The sequence below is a fragment of the Gordonia sp. 852002-50816_SCH5313054-c genome (genome assembly GCF_001665925.1).
GTDB classification, from domain to species: domain Bacteria; phylum Actinomycetota; class Actinomycetes; order Mycobacteriales; family Mycobacteriaceae; genus Gordonia; species Gordonia jacobaea.
In genome coordinates this window covers 78,778-94,192 of sequence record NZ_LZTE01000060.1, presented here as the reverse complement: position 1 = coordinate 94,192, position 15,415 = coordinate 78,778, and the positions used below count along the sequence as shown (strand labels likewise).

Sequence of the window (15,415 nt, the reverse complement as noted above, 5' to 3'; positions counted from 1 at the left end):
GGGAACGGTGCGTAACGGCGCCTACGCGCGGGACGCGTCGACCACCCGCGACGTGGAACCATCACGCCTGCAACAGTGGTGGGTGCTGACGTCGCGCTCGATTCTGCCGACACTGCGCAATGGCGAACTCGTCACCCAGATCGCGGCGTCGATCATGTTCACCGTCGGCTTCTACATCCCCCTCAAGAAGATCGGGATGTACGCGACGGATATGAGTAGCTATGCCCAATACCTGATGCCGCTCATCGCGCTGCAGGCAGTCAGTTTCGCGGCGATCTCGGGCGCGTTCCGTTCCGCGTCGGATGCCGTCGCGGGCATCAACAGACGTTTTCGGGCGATGCCCATCTCGCGGTTCGTTCCTCTGGCATCCCGATTGACGGCGAGTATGTACCGCTGCACGGTCGCTCTCGTGATCTCGCTCATCTGCGGTTACGTCATCGGCTTCCGCTTCTACAACGGAGTGGGCGGCACTGTCGGATTCTGCCTGCTCGCACTCGCGATCGGACTGGTTCTCTCGCTGCTGGGGGAGGTGGTCGGTACCGTTGCCCGCAACCCGGACGCGACGACACACATGATGATGTTGCCGCAGTTGATCTTCGGATTGCTCTCGGTCGGAGTGCAATCGGCAGAAGCCTTCCCGTCGTGGATTCAGGGCTTCGTACGAAACCAGCCGATCTCTCAGTTCGTCTATGCGCTGCGAGCACTCGCGGGTGATTCGACCCCCTATGCCGGTGAGATCGGCTGGGCCACACTCGGACCCGCGATCGCCTGGATCGTGGGTTTGCTGGCGGTGTTGATGATGGCGTACGCGTTCACCTCGTCGGAGAAGGTGAAGAAATGACCTCGACCATCGAATTGGATTCCGTCACCACGTTGCCCGCCCGCGGCGATGACACGGCAGAGACATCGCTGCGATCCCTCGTGCGCGACACCGCAACACTCACTGCGAGACTGCTGCGCCGGTGGACACGCGACCCGGCGACCACTGCGGAGACGGTGCTGGTGCCCGTCGCCTTTCTGGTGACGCTCAATATCGTGCTCGGCGACGGCATCCAACGATTCAGCGGACACAGCGCGCTCTATGGCAGCGTGCCGCTCGTCGCAATGGTCGCGGCCACTCAGGGTTCGACGGTGGGCGGCCTGGGAATCATGCGCGAGCGCGACGACGGTCTACTCGCCCGGTTGTGGGTGCTGCCGATCCATCGGGCAGCCGGATTCGTCTCGCGATTCGCCGCGGAGGCCGCGCGAATCGTGTTGGCAACACTTGCACTGATGATCACCGGCCTGATTCTGGGTATGCGTTTTCACGAGGGCGTACTCGCCGCGATCTGCTGGTTGTTCGTGCCCTGCATATTCGGGCTCGCGTTCTTCATGATGGTGGCGACAGTTGCGTTGTACTCGGCCAAAGCGATCGTCGTCGAGGCCACTGCCCTCATCTCTGGCCTGTTCATGTTCTTCTCCACCGGGTTCGTGCCACTCGACGCCTACCCGGAATGGATTCAACCGGCCGTGCAGCACCAGCCGCTCAGCTACACCATCGACGTGATGCGCGGGCTCTCGCTGGGCGGTCCGGTGCTGACACCGCTGGTGGGGCTGCTGATCTGGTCGGGCGCCATCATCGCCGTGTGCCTGATTCCCGCGGCAATCGGCTATCGCAAGGCGAGCATGCGCGACTAGCCGGACGCCGCGAGCACCAGGCCTGCGGCCCAGAGATACAGGGCCCAGAGATAGCGGGCCCACAGACAACGAGACGTGACCTTGCGCCACACCACCGATATGGCAGGAAAGACCGAATGAGTTCAGCTTCGACGATCAGAAAACTGGCCAAGAGCGAAGAAATGTTCGCCGCGACACACAACTTCGTCGGTCTCGGTGCGCACCTGTCAGGCCCGCTGGACGTCGACGCGCTTGCCGATGCTTTCGACACCCTGCTCGACGTTCATCCCGTCCTCGGTGGACATCTCGAGCAGACCGAGGACGGTCGCTGGGAGATCGTGGTCGACGACCTGATGCATCCGGGCATCATCGTCGTCGAAAACCCAGATACCGAGATCACGCCCATCCACTTCGATCAGACCGAAACGCTGGTTCATCTGCGGGTGATCGTCGGAGACGACACGGTGCAGGCGACCCTCTATGTCCACCACGCCCTCGCCGATGGCCACCATCAGTTCAGTCTCATCGAAGAACTCTTCTCGTACTACACCGATCTCGTGACAACCGGTGACATCCGTCCCGGCAAGATCGAGCCCGCGCCTGCGTCGTTGGAGACGGTGTTGTCCGAACGCGGCATCACGAAACTCGCCCGCTCCGGACTCGAACGCTTCATGCCCGCATTGTTTGCGTACGACCTGCCTCCGTCACGGCGTTCGGCGTCCGCAGAACGCCCGCCCGCACCGATCCGCGTACCGATGGCGTGGTGCCAGCTCTCCGCTGAGCACACGGCCGCCATCACCGCGTACGCGCGCAATCACAAGATCAGCCTCAACGGGGTGCTGTCGGCGGCCATCCTGATGGCAGAGTGGCGATTACGAGGCGAGCGCGCCATCCCCGTGCCCTACATCTACCCGGTCGACCTTCGCTACATTCTCAGTCCACCGGTAACCGCGACTGCTGCAACGAATCCGGTGGGCGTCGGCACCTTCCTCGCCGAAATCGACCGCAGCACAGACGTTCTGAAACTGGCTCAGGCAATCGCCGACGCTTATCGCACCGACCTCGATGAGGGGGTCATCGCGCAGTCACTACTGCACTTCACACCGCAGTACGACGGCAATCCACCCGGACTTCCCGATGTGGTGATGATGACGGACAACGGCATCATTCCACCCATGCGTACGCCGAGCGACATCGACTTGGTCGCGGTGCACGGCGAACTGCACTTCCAGGTGGCCGGCGGTATCGAGATGTACACGAGCAAGATCTTCGCCGGTCAGCTCATGGTGGAATACCACACCCACGGACCAGAACCGGAGCGTTCCATCGCCGCAGTCGAGCAGTTGCTCATCGAACTCGCCGACGCCGCCGTCGCAAGCAGCGTCGGCTGAGGATCAGAAAGCGAATCGATGGTATTGCAACGACTTTCGAGCAGCAGGCATCGCCCGCGTCACAGCTCCGGCAGTGCGAAACGAACCGCGCACCCGATCGAAGGTGGGTGCGTCGAACAGCGTGGTGTCGTCGACACTGCGCAGGCCAGGGACCTCGTCGAGCACGTCTGCGGGATCGTTGACCGCCCAGTGCAGCGTCGAACCGGAACGCCTGTTGAGCATGTGCATCTTCTGTGTCTTGATGGCCAACCAGTTGTAGAAGTCGATCTGGATCTCGCCGGAATCGAATCGGTCGACCACGCGTCGCAGCAACGCGGTGCCCTCGTCCTGGGTGAGGTACATGCTGATGCCCTCCGCGAGAAACAGCACGGGCTTGTCCGTCGGGATCTTCTCCAACCACGACGGGTCGGTGGCAGACGTCGCGATGAGCTCGTAGCCGGGGCGCGTCGGGTAGATCTGTTCACGGAGGGCGATCACGTCGGGAAAATCGCAGTCGAACCATCGCACCTCGGGGCCCGGATCGAGTCGGAACACCCGCGCGTCGAGACCACACCCGATGTGGATGACCGTCGCCTCGGGGTGTGCGGCGAGGAATTCGCGTGCCCACATGTCGTACAGGGCCGTCCGTACGGTGACGATCGGCGCCCACTTCGCCGTGACTTTCAGGTCACTCCAATCGAAGTCGAGTCTGCTGACCGCGTCCCGTGCGAACGTATCGCCGAGAACTGGCTCGTCGAACTGTGCATCGAGGGATTTCAGGTACAGGGTGGTGAGCATGGTCTTCGCGGCACCGGTGAGGTCTACTGCGGCCTTGTCGGTCATTTGCAACACACTAACGGGAGAATGCTCTCGGCGCCATCACGGCGGTTCACATCAACTGGCCGTGCGAAGCGAATGCATAGTTCCTCGAATAGTCCACTCCGATTTCCTTCACGCATACGAAAGGGTTTCCGGTGATCGATACGCCAACCACCGAAGGGCGCAAAAGCCCCCGTGTGCTGATGCTCTATTACAGCTACTCGGGACAAACTCGTCGGCTACTCGACACCGCCGCAGCAGAATTCGCGACGCGCGGGTACGACGTGACGAACGCCCAGATCGGATTCACAGACGCTCGCTATGCCCGTCGATTCGCTCGATTTCCCATGCGTAACGTCTGGCCGGACATGCTCAGCGTCCTGCCGGCACAAGTAGCCGGAAAGACCGGTGATATCTCGATTCCCCGAGAAGTGAGCGAAACCCCTTATGACCTGGTGTGCATCGGTTCTCCGACGTGGTGGAGTAAAGCGTCCATGCCGATACGCTCATTTCTGAAAACCGACGAAGCACGAAACCTCCTCGCGGGCACACCGTTCGCGACGTTTGTCGTCTGCCGCGACAGTTGGAAGGGCAATCTCGACGAGGTTCGCAAACTCGGCCAATGGCAGGGCGGGCACTACGTCGGAGGAATGCACGTCGAGTATCCCGGCGATCAGCTCCGTTCCATGTTGTCGCTCACCAGCTTTCTCGGCTCGGGGGAGTATCGCGAGACGTACCGCGGCGTCCGGCTGCCACCGACCAACGTGCAGCCCGAACACCTTGACGAGGTGCGCGTTTTCGCAGCGGGACTGGCAGATCGGCTGATGGGGGAGAAGGTCTGATGGCGCGTGAATTCGAGGTCGAGGTCTCGTCGTCGGCAACGCCGGAGCAGATTCTCGCCGCCTTCGGGCGCGCCGAGTACTGGCACGACAGATTCGCGGAGTTCGACAACCACACGGTTCTCGACGATCTCACCGTGGACGGCGGCCGAACCGAGGTCGTCACGGTGCAAGACCTGGGCCACGATGCGCTGCCATCGCTGTTGACCAAGGTGTACCGTCGCGGCCTGACGATCCGCACGACAGAGACCTGGGTGACCGTCGAGAAGGACGTCGTCCGTGGGGAACTCGTGGTAGAGGTCACCGGCGCGCCTGGGTCCGGCGGAGGTACGGCCGAGATCGCCCCCGACGGCGACGGCTCTCGCATGACATTCTCCGGTGTGGTCGCAGTGCCCGTTCCGCTCCTTGGCGGAAAGATCGAAAGCCATGTCGCACAGGAGTTCACACTCCACATCCCGGTCATTCAAGAGTTCACGACCGAGTGGGTACGGACCCATGACTGACGCGAAACGACCGTCGACCAAGACGCCGGAACCGATTCCGAGCACCGACGAGGCACTCGACCGACTGGCCATGCCACTCGACGCGGCAATGATGACGCAACGAGCGATTCGACGGGTGTTGCCCGATCCGGTCGACGACGCCGTCGTCCTCCGATGCATCGAGCTCGCGCTCCAGGCGCCGACCGGGAACAACGGGCAGCAATGGGAGTTCGTTGTCGTCAAGGATCGTGAGATCAAGCGACGATTGGCGAAGCGCTATCGACAGGCATGGAATCTGTACACCCGCTTCGCGCTTCGCTACCTGGTACGACAGGACCCGGCGACCGCACGCACGGTCAAGGCCGTGCAGTGGCAGGTCGACCATTTCGAGGAGATACCGGTACTGGTGATCGCGTGCCTACGGCTTGGCGTGAGAGAGGGACGGGTCACCGGACTCCGGATGCCGCACCCTGCAGAGTCGGGCTATTGGGGATCGATCTATCCCAGTGTGCAGAATCTGCTGCTCGCCGCCCGAGCGATGGGTCTCGGAGCGTCGCTCACCACGATGCCCCTGTGGAACCTGACGTCGGCACGTCGGATCCTGCAGTTGCCCGCCAACGTCACCCCGGTATGCGTCGTCCCTATCGGGTGGCCTCGCGGCCGCTACGGGCCGTCGACGCGCCGCCCGGTGGGAGAGGTCACGCACCTTGACGGTTACGGCGTGCGCACCTGGCTACAGCCTCTCGACGCCACAACCGCACCCGACGAATCGACCCGGCGGCCGACAGCAGACACGTCGACGAAAGATCCGGAGACAAGTAGCAAAATCACGAATGTTTCTGTCCCCCAAGCGTAACGGCGACAGCGTCGATATCGATAAGGTACAGAACCCTTCTCGGCAGACGTGCCAAGTGACACCGTCGCGACAGAGAGCCGACCCATGAGCAGAGGAGCGACACACACGATGTCCACCACCACGTCCACCACTTCGAGAGCCGGCCGCCGCGGCGCCGTCGTTGCCGCCGTCGCGGGCGCAGGTCTTGCGGTGACATTGGGCGCGCAGCTCGCGGGTCCCGGGGTGCAGGCGCATGCGGCTGGTTCGGTAACCAATATTCCGGCCAACGTGTACGAGACGCTGGCGAACATGCCCGCAGTGCAATACCAAGCGCTGCAGCAGACGACGAAGGCGTTCAACGACTCCGGCAACTGGTGGCTCTATATCCCGACGAATGTCGTCGGATTCGATCAGCAGGACTACGAGAAGGTGGCTGCGATCAGCCTCCTTCTCATGCCGATCCCGAAAGTGGCTGCGGCTCAATCGGATCAGTTGTGGATGACATTGGCGACGTTCGCGCCCATGACACCCAATTGCACCGGAGTGCCGGGGCCGTGCAGCGACCCACTGTATTTTCTGCAGTACGGCCAGGTCCCGATGTGGCAGTTGCTGAGCCCTGAGGGCTACACGTTCCCGGAGATCCGCAACACCATCGATCCGGACAGCGAGTACTACACCGCGGCCGATGGTCAGCAGGTAGCCATCCAGCCGTGGTGGTCGGGTCAGACTGTCCACCTCGACTTCCTCGGGCCCGCCAAGGCGGTCTGGGAGACTCTCACCGACGATCCATCGGGGAAGATCGAACAGGGTCCGACGGCGCAGCAGTGGGCCCAGGCATACGGCGAGTTCGGTACTGCAGTCTTCAACGGCCTGAACCCGTTCGTCGACGGAACCTATTGTCTGCCCTGCCAATTGTTCGGTACCGCCGGCGCTCCCGGATCGCTACCCAAGTTCGCGTTGTTCGGGAAGTACTACACGGCATTCAACCTCGGACAGAAGCTGACCGAACAGGACTGGAGCCTCAACCCACCGTCCGACTACGACCCAACCGACCCCAACCGCGAAGACTATGTGCCCGTCACCAACATCTGGACCAAAGCCGCCTGGGATCAGATCTTCACCGACGGCGTCTCATCGACCCGCGATTCGCTCGCGCTGATCCCACAGTTGCCGACGATCATCCCGCAGAATCTCGCGACGTTCGGCGACCAGCTCGATGAGTTCTCGAAGTTGTTGGCTCACAACATCGTGGCCAACATCGACGGCCTCGCCACCGCGGGTGGAGCGACGTTCGGTTCCGCCGAAGGACTGGCGGAGATGATCAAGGAGTCGTTCGTCAACGCCCTGCCGTCAGCGACCACAGGCGACAACGGCCGTACGTCGAGCACGCTACGCAGCGTGGTGCCGACGACCGCGGCGAAGACAGCTGTGACCCTGACCGCCGACGAGGCTCTTCGCGGAAGCAAACCGCTCGCATCCGACAGCAAGTCGGCCGATCAGGACATACCGGCGTCGGGTCCCGGCGCGGAGCCATCTGCCGCTGCGCCGGAGCCTGGTTCGCCGGAGCCTGGTTCGCCGTCAACCCAGTCGCCGACCACTGTCTCCCCGTCACCGACACCGCCGCCGAGCACCACCCCCGACGAGACGACCTCGGCACCAGCGCATTCCACACCGGAGCACTCGACACCATCAGAATCGGAGCCGACAGAGTCGTCGCCGGACGCGGGGCAGACGTCCTCCGCGCCGAGCGCAGGAAAGCATCGTGCCGACGACGGTTCCGGGTACACCGGCAAGCATCGCGCGACAACGGGAACGTCATCCGTTAGCGGCGCGTCGACGAGTTCGGCCGGCGGTTCTACCGGCGCGGCGGCGTAACGGCTTTCGCCATGTCCCAGTTCGGAATGTCCCCGCTTGGAACGTCACCGCCTGCAGTGTCCCCGCTTGCAGTGTCACCGCTTGGAACGCTGACCCTCACTGATCGCGGTCACGATCTTGTCGCTTCCCGACAAGCGTGCCAGACGGGCCGCGGTGTCCGGGGCGAACGCCCCCACAAGGGTTGCCGCGCGCAAACTGACGGGTGCCACGGTGGTCTCCGCACGGTTTCGTTCGATTGCTCGCACCGTGGCGCGAGCAACCTGCGCCGTGGTGCGAGTACCCAAGCGGGGCAACGATACTGCCGAATCGGCGATCATGCCCGCGTCCCTGACCGGGCCGGGGAAGATCGACGAGACACCGACGCCGTGAGGGCGCAGATCGTCACGCAAGCCGAGCGCGAATCCCCGAACACCGAATTTGGTTCCGTTGTAGAGCGCTGTGCCTGCCGACGCCGATTTGCCCGACAACGACGACATGAAGACAAGGTGCCCTCGTCGTCGTGGAATCATCTGTTCGGCAATCAATTTCGCGAGAATGACCGGGGCGCGCAAATTGACGTCGATGGCCCTGTCGATCTCGTCGTTCGTGTAGTCGATGATCTCTCCCGACGCCGGCACTCCTGCGTTGGCGATCAAGATATCGATGTGCCCCGCCTCGCGCACCAGTTCGGCGGGTCCGCCGGGAGTTGCCAGGTCGGCCGCAATCGCAGTGCCGCCCAATCGCTTTGCGAGCTCGGAGATCACAGCGTGCCTGCGTCCGGTGAGGATCAAGCGGCCTCCCTTTGCGGCCATCGCGTTGGCGAGCGCCTCGCCGATGCCGCCACTGGCTCCTGTGATGAGAACGTTCGCCCCGGAGATATCCATACTCACGAGAATAGAGCTTGATTATGACGAGACCACCGGAATCAGACCAAGGTCCCACGACGTCGACAACGCCGTCGGGGTACCGTGCCTCCATGAACGAAGCGCAGTACGACGTCATCATCGTCGGCGCCGGTTTCGGCGGAATCGGTAGCGCTATCGCACTCAAACGGTTGGGGTTCGAGAACATCGTCATTCTCGACCGTGAAGACGACCTGGGCGGAACCTGGCATGTCAACCGCTATCCAGGACTGGCGGTCGACGTCCCGTCGCCGACATTCTCGTTCTGGTTCGAGCCAAACCCGAACTGGTCCAAGCTCTACGCACCAGGACCGGAACTCAAGCGATACGCGGTCGATGTCGCAGACAAATACGATGTTCGACGCCACATGCGGTTCAACACAACCGTAAACGGTGCGAGGTGGGACGAGGACTCGTCGACCTGGCAGGTTGCGGTCGACGGCGGCGAAACGCTCACTACGCGTTTCCTCATCTGTGCTACAGGATTTCTGTCACAACCGGCAAAACCTGATATTCCCGGCCTCGACTCATTCGCCGGACATATCGTCTACACCTCGCGCTGGGACGACGACTACGATTTCGCGGGTAAGCGCGCAGCGATGATCGGGACCGGTTCGACTGCCGTGCAGGTGATTCCGGAACTCGCCAAGGAAGTCGGCGATTTGACGGTGTACCAACGGACGCCGATGTGGGTCATGCCCAAACTCGATCTTCCGATTCCGGCTCCTGTCCGTGGACTGTTCGCCAAGGTCCCGGCGACACAGCGCGCGGTGCGCTGGGTGACCGACGTGACCCAAGAGATGCTGATGCTCATCGCGATGTGGAAGTACCGCAGGTTTCGATCGCTCAACGAGAATGCGAAGAAGCTCGCAGCACTTTTCCGCTTTCTGCAGGTCCGCGACCGCGGGGTGCGCCAGGCATTGACGCCGACATACGACTACGGCTGTAAGCGGCCAACTGTGTCGAATCAGTATTACCGGGCGTTCGGCCAAGACAACGTGCATCTCGAGACGGCGGGAATCGACCACATCGAGCCTGACGGAATCGTGACGCGCGACGGACGTAAGACGACAATAGACGTACTGCTGCTCGCAACCGGCTACGACGTGTGGGAGGGGAATCTCCCAGCCATCGAGGTGATCGGTCGAGATGGGCGGAACCTCGGAAAGTGGTGGCGCGACACAGCTTTTCAGGCTTACGAAGGTGTCTCGATGCCGTACTTCCCCAACTTCCTCAACTCGGCGGGACCGTACTCGTGGGTGGGGTTGTCGTGGTTCACCACTGTCGAGTGCCAGATGCGACACATCGCACGACTCTTCGGCGAGCTACAACGTCGAGACGCAACCACTTTCGAGGTCACCGAGGCAGCCAACACCAGGTTCTTCGACGACATGACCACCAGAATCGCCGATTCGGTGTTCGCGCTCGGAAACTGCGCGACGTCGCGGTCGTATTGGTTCAACAGCAAGGGCGAGACGCCGCTGTTCCGTCCCACATCGGTCAACGAGGCGGTAACTGCCCAGGACTCGTTCCCACTCGATGACTACGTGTTCGACCGCACCTGATCCTCACTCGTGTGTGCGTCGGTATCCGGCGCCGGTGGCCTCGACCCGCAGGTGAGGTTCGCGCGGTGATCCGCATCCGCGCTCGCACCCCACCCAGTGTTCACGCTCGACGACCGGAAGCCCCGATTCGACGCGTTCGCTCACGTCGGTGCGTACCTCGGCCAGGCCACTCGAACAGCCGGGTGCGCCGGCACAACTGCTGACCCGTGTCCACGGCGACGCGGCGTCGAAGATCAGTCCCATCGGGGCGAGAACCCGCACCACGGTCTCGGCGACGCCTTCACCGAGGTCGCAGACGAGGATTTCGCGGTCGGGGGTGAACACCACAGGCGCTTCGACGGCTGCGATGAACTCGGCGAGTCGAGCAGGCAGGCGCCCGAGTTCGACCACCGCTCCGAGCAGCACGCGGCCGTCGTCCTGATCGAACCAACCCACCCGAGGCTCGTCGGCCGTCGTGGCGACGGGGGAGGGCTCGAGCGGCGGGTCGAGTCGGCTCCGAGTCGCTGCGATCAGATCGGTACGCGCGGACGCAGGGAGATCGGCTATGCGCCACGCACCGGCCGCCGCCTCGAGGAAATCGTGCGCGACACTCAGCATCATCTGCGCAACGGCAGATTCCTGGGCGACCGAGCCTGCGATCTCACCGTCGACGACGATGTCGAAACCGGTCGTTTCGTCGGTGCGGACGCGCGCGATGGCACACACGTCGGTGCCGCCACCCACGATGTCGGTGTGCCCGTCGTCGAGGCCGAAGAGGAACCGTCCAGATAGTGCCGTGAGGCGCCGATCCGAGCGGAGCGCGTCGTCGAGCTCGTGCGCCAGAGGGCGTAGATCAGCGAGGCCACCGACTCGCCCGGTGAAGGGACTGACCTCGATGTTGCGTACCTTTTCGTGACTGGTGCTCGGTACCAGGTCGGCGTCGACGAGGGCGTCTGCGACAGCGTCGACGTCTGTGATGCCGCGTATCTGCACATTGGCACGCCCCGTCAGATCGAGGAAACCGTCGCCGTACTGCGAGGCCACACCGGCGAGTACAGCTAGTTGCTCCGGCGTGATCGAACCTCCGAGCAGGCGAACACGCGCCAGTGCGCCGTCGGCCGCCGGATGCGGGGTGAAGACTCCAGGGCATCGATCAGACGCTGGTCGCCCCGACGGCAACTCACCAGTGAGCTCACGGGACTGGCCGTCTGCAGAAGAAGAGTCGGGGTCACGCACGGTATCCAGCGTAGGCGTCGGCGGTACACAGCGGCCGCACGCGGGACGTGTGCGGCTGTGTCGCAACGCACTGCACTAGGCTGAGCCGCACGAGGTGCGCGGAAGCCGGTGCGATTCCGGCGCGGTCGCGCCACTGTGACGCGAGAGCCAACGGGCTGCCGCGAAGCCAGACCTGCGACCTCGGACCTGTCTCGGCCCTGTCCCACCTGTCTCCGCGCGAGTCGGAGTCCGAGGAGTTGCGATGATCCTGCTGCTGTCCACGTCGGACACCGACCTCATCACCGCTGACGCGAGCGACGCGGAGTATCGCGTCGCGAATCCGTCGCGGATTCTGCTCGACGACGTTCCCGGCATGGTCGCCGACGCCGACCTCACCGTCGTTCGTATCCTCGGGGGGCGTCGCGCCTGGGAGGAGGGGCTCGACGCCGTCCTCGCGGTCGGGAAGCCGGTGGTCGTCCTCTCCGGCGAGCAGCAACCCGATCCCGACCTGATGGCGCTGTCGACGGTGCCCGCCGGTGTGGCCGCAGACGCCCACAACTATCTCGCCTTCGGCGGCGTGCCCAACATCACCAACCTCCACAACTTTCTGTCCGACACGGTGTTGCTGTCCGGGTACGGGTTCGAACCCCCCGAACAGACTCCCGGCTGGGGAGTTCTCGAGCGGCAGCCGACCAGTGCCGTTCCCGACACCGCGCCGGCGATAGGCGTCCTCTACTACCGAGCGCAGCATCTGGCGGGGAACACGCGGTACGTCGAAGCACTGTGCGCAGCAATCGAGGAACAGGGCGCGCGGCCGATTCCGATCTTCTGCGCTTCATTGCGTACCGCACCCGACGACCTCATCGAGTTGCTCGCCACCGCAGACGCACTGGTGGTCACCGTCCTCGCTGCCGGTGGTGCGACACCCGCCACGGCGTCGGCCGGCGGAGACGACGAGGCGTGGAACATCGAGCGCCTCGCCGCACTCGACATCCCGATCCTGCAGGGGCTGTGCCTCACCGGGCCACGAGCCGACTGGGAGGCCAACGACGACGGACTCTCGCCGCTCGATGTCGCCACGCAGGTGGCCGTTCCGGAGTTCGACGGCCGCATCATCACCGTGCCGTTCTCCTTCAAAGAGTTCGACGAGAACGGGCTGCCCTGGTACCAGCCAGACAGTGAGCGATGCGCTCGGGTCGCCGGAATCGCGGTGTCACACGCCCGTTTACGGCATATCTCGCCCGCGGATCGTCGAATTGCACTGATGTTGTCGGCGTACCCGACCAAGCACGCACGTATCGGTAACGCCGTCGGCCTCGACACACCACGCAGCCTCGTACGCCTGCTGCACGCCCTGCGCGCCGCGGGCTACGACATCGGCCCGGAATCGGGTCCGGACGCGATTCCCGGTCTGGCCGAGAATGACTCGGACGCACTGATTCACGCGGTCATCGACCGGGGCGGCCAGGACTCCGACTGGCTTACCGAGGAGGCCTTGGCTGCCAACCCGATTCGCGTCAGCGCCGCCGACTACGAGCGGTGGTTCGCGACGCTGCCGGATGAACTGCGGCACGGCGTCGAACAGCACTGGGGGCCTGCGCCAGGCGACCTCTTCGTCGATCGATCGCAGAGCTCCGAAGGCGAAATCGTCGTCGCAGCACTGACATTCGGCAATGTGGCCATCATGGTGCAGCCGCCGCGAGGGTTCGGCGAGAATCCTGTCGCGATCTATCACGACCCCGACCTTCCGCCATCGCATCACTACCTCGCCTCCTATCGCTGGCTCGCGGGTAGGGCCGGTGCCGCACAGGACATCCCGGGCTTCGGTGCCGATGCGATCGTGCACATCGGCAAACACGGCAACCTCGAGTGGCTGCCGGGCAAGACACTGGGAATGTCGGCACAGTGCGGCACCGATGCCGCACTCGGCGACGTCCCGCTGATCTATCCGTTCCTGGTCAACGATCCGGGCGAGGGCACCCAGGCCAAGCGTCGAGCGCACGCGGTACTCGTCGACCACCTGATCCCCCCGATGGCGCGGGCCGAATCCTACGGCGACATCGCGCGACTCGAACAGCTCCTCGACGAGCACGCGAACATCTCGACTCTCGATCCCGCGAAACTCCCCGCGATTCGCCAACAGATCTGGACGCTGCTGACCGCCGCGAAGATGGACCACGACCTCGGCCTCACCGAACGGCCCGACGAAGAGGTCTTCGACGACATGCTCCTGCACGTCGACGGCTGGCTGTGCGAGATCAAGGATGTTCAGATCCGCGACGGCCTCCACGTCCTCGGTGAACCACCCGTAGACGACGCCGAGGTCGATCTCGTTCTCGCGATGCTGCGTGCACGCCAATTATGGGGCGGCACAGAGGCTTTGCCCGGTTTGCGCGAAGCCCTCGGACTCGACGAAGGCGCAGACTCCGTGCGTACCGACGTCGACACCGTCGAAGCCACGGCCCGCGATCTCGTGGCAAGGTGCGCCAAAGGGGAGTGGTCGGCGTCGGCAGTCGAGGACGCGGCGGCAGGCCACCCCGCCGCCGTCGGCGACGTATTGCGCTTTGCGGCAACCGAAGTGGTTCCGCGGTTGCGGCAGACCGCTGGAGAGATCCCGCGAATTCTGCACGCACTCGACGGCGGCTTCATTCCCGCGGGCCCGAGCGGTTCGCCACTACGCGGACTGATCAACGTGTTGCCGACGGGCCGCAACTTCTACTCCGTCGACCCCAAGGCAGTTCCTTCCCGGCTCGCGTGGGAGACCGGACGAGCGATGGCCGACAGCCTGCTGGAACGGTACCTGACCGATCACGGTGAATACCCTGCGTCCGTAGGACTTTCGGCGTGGGGCACCAGCGCCATGCGTACCTCGGGTGACGACGTCGCCGAGATCCTCGCACTGCTCGGCGTCATGCCGATCTGGGACGAGGCGTCGCGGCGGGTCCGCGATCTCGAACTGATCGACCTCGACGAACTCGGTCGCCCACGCATCGACGTCACCGTCAGGATCTCCGGATTCTTCCGGGACGCGTTCCCACACGTCGTGACCATGCTCGACGACGCCGTCGCACTCGCTGCGTCGGCCGATGAACCCGACGACCAGAACTTTGTTGCCGCGCACGCCCGTGCGGCGCTGGCCGAGCACGGCGACCAACGTCGGGCGACGACCAGGATCTTCGGCTCCAAACCCGGAACCTACGGGGCGGGGCTGTTGCAACTCATCGATTCTCGCGACTGGCGCAGCGACGAGGACCTCGCACGGGTCTACACCGAATGGGGCGGCTACGCGTACGGACGCGAACTCGACGGCATCGCCGCAGTCGACGACATGCGCTCGGCGTATCGCAGAATCAAGGTGGCCGCGAAGAACACCGACACCCGCGAGCACGACATCGCCGACTCGGACGACTACTTCCAGTACCACGGTGGAATGGTGGCAACGGTCCGAGCGCTGACCGGCAAGTCCCCGGAGGCATACATCGGCGACTCGACGCGGCCCGACGCGGTCCGAACGCGCACGCTCTCCGAGGAGACCAGCCGGGTTTTCCGTGCACGGGTCGTCAATCCCCGGTGGATCTCCGCCATGCAGCGACACGGATACAAGGGCGCCTTCGAGATGGCGGCCACCGTCGACTATCTCTTCGGGTACGACGCCACGACCGGCGTCGTCGCCGACTGGATGTACGAGAAGCTCACCGAGTCCTACGTGCTCGACGAACGCAATCAGGAGTTCATGAATCAGTCGAATCCGTGGGCACTGCACGGAATCGCTGAGCGTCTCCTCGAAGCCGTCGACCGCGACATGTGGGAGGCGCCGCCCGCCGACATGCTCGACCAGTTGCGGGCCGTGTACCTGCAGGCCGAGGGCGAGATCGAGGGCCGGTCGGAATAGCCGCCGG

Annotated in this window: 12 protein-coding genes; 9 read left to right on the top strand and 3 right to left on the bottom strand. The window is 64.0% G+C overall.

Features of this window, described 5'->3' with window-relative positions; translation table 11 throughout:
* Nucleotides 1–7: 7 nt before the first annotated feature.
* From A5788_RS15525 to A5788_RS15515, 3 genes are all read left to right on the top strand, one after another.
* Entirely contained in the window at nucleotides 8–841 is an 834-nt protein-coding gene (locus tag A5788_RS15525; protein WP_064869351.1) for an ABC transporter permease, read from the top strand.
* A complete protein-coding gene (locus A5788_RS15520; protein ID WP_064869283.1) occupies nucleotides 838–1,677 on the top strand; it encodes an ABC transporter permease in 840 nt (279 codons plus the stop codon). The genes A5788_RS15525 and A5788_RS15520 overlap by 4 nt, the downstream gene beginning before the upstream one ends.
* Before the next feature lie 116 nt (nucleotides 1,678–1,793).
* Complete coding sequence (locus A5788_RS15515; protein WP_064869285.1) at nucleotides 1,794–3,047, top strand: phthiocerol/phthiodiolone dimycocerosyl transferase family protein; 1,254 nt, start codon at nucleotides 1,794–1,796, stop codon at nucleotides 3,045–3,047.
* A 3-nt stretch (nucleotides 3,048–3,050) separates the two neighbouring features.
* Here A5788_RS15515 and A5788_RS15510 read toward each other — a convergent pair whose 3' ends face one another.
* A complete protein-coding gene (locus tag A5788_RS15510; RefSeq protein WP_064869287.1) occupies nucleotides 3,051–3,869 on the bottom strand; it encodes a class I SAM-dependent methyltransferase in 819 nt (272 codons plus the stop codon).
* Between the two features lie 179 nt (nucleotides 3,870–4,048).
* Between A5788_RS15510 and A5788_RS15505 the strand changes: the two genes are divergently transcribed.
* The 4 genes from A5788_RS15505 (at nucleotide 4,049) to A5788_RS15490 (ending at nucleotide 7,876) form a co-directional block, all read left to right on the top strand.
* Nucleotides 4,049–4,687 carry a flavodoxin family protein gene (locus A5788_RS15505; RefSeq protein WP_064869353.1) on the top strand — a complete coding sequence of 213 codons (639 nt, stop codon included), beginning with the start codon at nucleotides 4,049–4,051 and terminating at the stop codon, nucleotides 4,685–4,687.
* Entirely contained in the window at nucleotides 4,687–5,187 is a 501-nt protein-coding gene (locus tag A5788_RS15500) for a DUF2505 domain-containing protein (protein ID WP_064869289.1), read from the top strand. The genes A5788_RS15505 and A5788_RS15500 overlap by 1 nt, the downstream gene beginning before the upstream one ends.
* The gene (locus A5788_RS15495; protein ID WP_082937898.1) at nucleotides 5,180–6,022 is read left to right on the top strand and encodes a nitroreductase family protein; all 843 of its coding nucleotides are present in this window, start codon (nucleotides 5,180–5,182) and stop codon (nucleotides 6,020–6,022) included. The genes A5788_RS15500 and A5788_RS15495 overlap by 8 nt, the downstream gene beginning before the upstream one ends.
* Nucleotides 6,023–6,130: 108 nt before the next feature.
* Complete coding sequence (locus A5788_RS15490; RefSeq protein WP_064869291.1) at nucleotides 6,131–7,876, top strand: hypothetical protein; 1,746 nt, start codon at nucleotides 6,131–6,133, stop codon at nucleotides 7,874–7,876.
* A 74-nt stretch (nucleotides 7,877–7,950) separates the two neighbouring features.
* Here the strand turns inward: A5788_RS15490 and A5788_RS15485 are convergent, their stop codons facing one another.
* Entirely contained in the window at nucleotides 7,951–8,739 is a 789-nt protein-coding gene (locus tag A5788_RS15485) for an SDR family NAD(P)-dependent oxidoreductase (protein ID WP_064869293.1), read from the bottom strand.
* Nucleotides 8,740–8,831: 92 nt separating this feature from the next.
* Here A5788_RS15485 and A5788_RS15480 point away from each other — a divergent pair, with 92 nt between their 5' ends.
* The gene (locus tag A5788_RS15480) at nucleotides 8,832–10,322 is read left to right on the top strand and encodes a flavin-containing monooxygenase (RefSeq protein WP_064869295.1); all 1,491 of its coding nucleotides are present in this window, start codon (nucleotides 8,832–8,834) and stop codon (nucleotides 10,320–10,322) included.
* 3 nt (nucleotides 10,323–10,325) lie between these two features.
* On the opposite strand, the gene cobG is transcribed toward A5788_RS15480, so the two are convergent.
* On the bottom strand, nucleotides 10,326–11,537 hold the full coding sequence (gene cobG, locus A5788_RS15475) for a precorrin-3B synthase (protein ID WP_082937899.1): 1,212 nt from the start codon (nucleotides 11,535–11,537) through the stop codon (nucleotides 10,326–10,328).
* A 241-nt stretch (nucleotides 11,538–11,778) separates the two neighbouring features.
* Between cobG and cobN the strand changes: the two genes are divergently transcribed.
* The gene (gene cobN, locus A5788_RS15470; RefSeq protein WP_064869297.1) at nucleotides 11,779–15,408 is read left to right on the top strand and encodes a cobaltochelatase subunit CobN; all 3,630 of its coding nucleotides are present in this window, start codon (nucleotides 11,779–11,781) and stop codon (nucleotides 15,406–15,408) included.
* The last annotated feature ends 7 nt before the right edge of the window (nucleotides 15,409–15,415 follow it).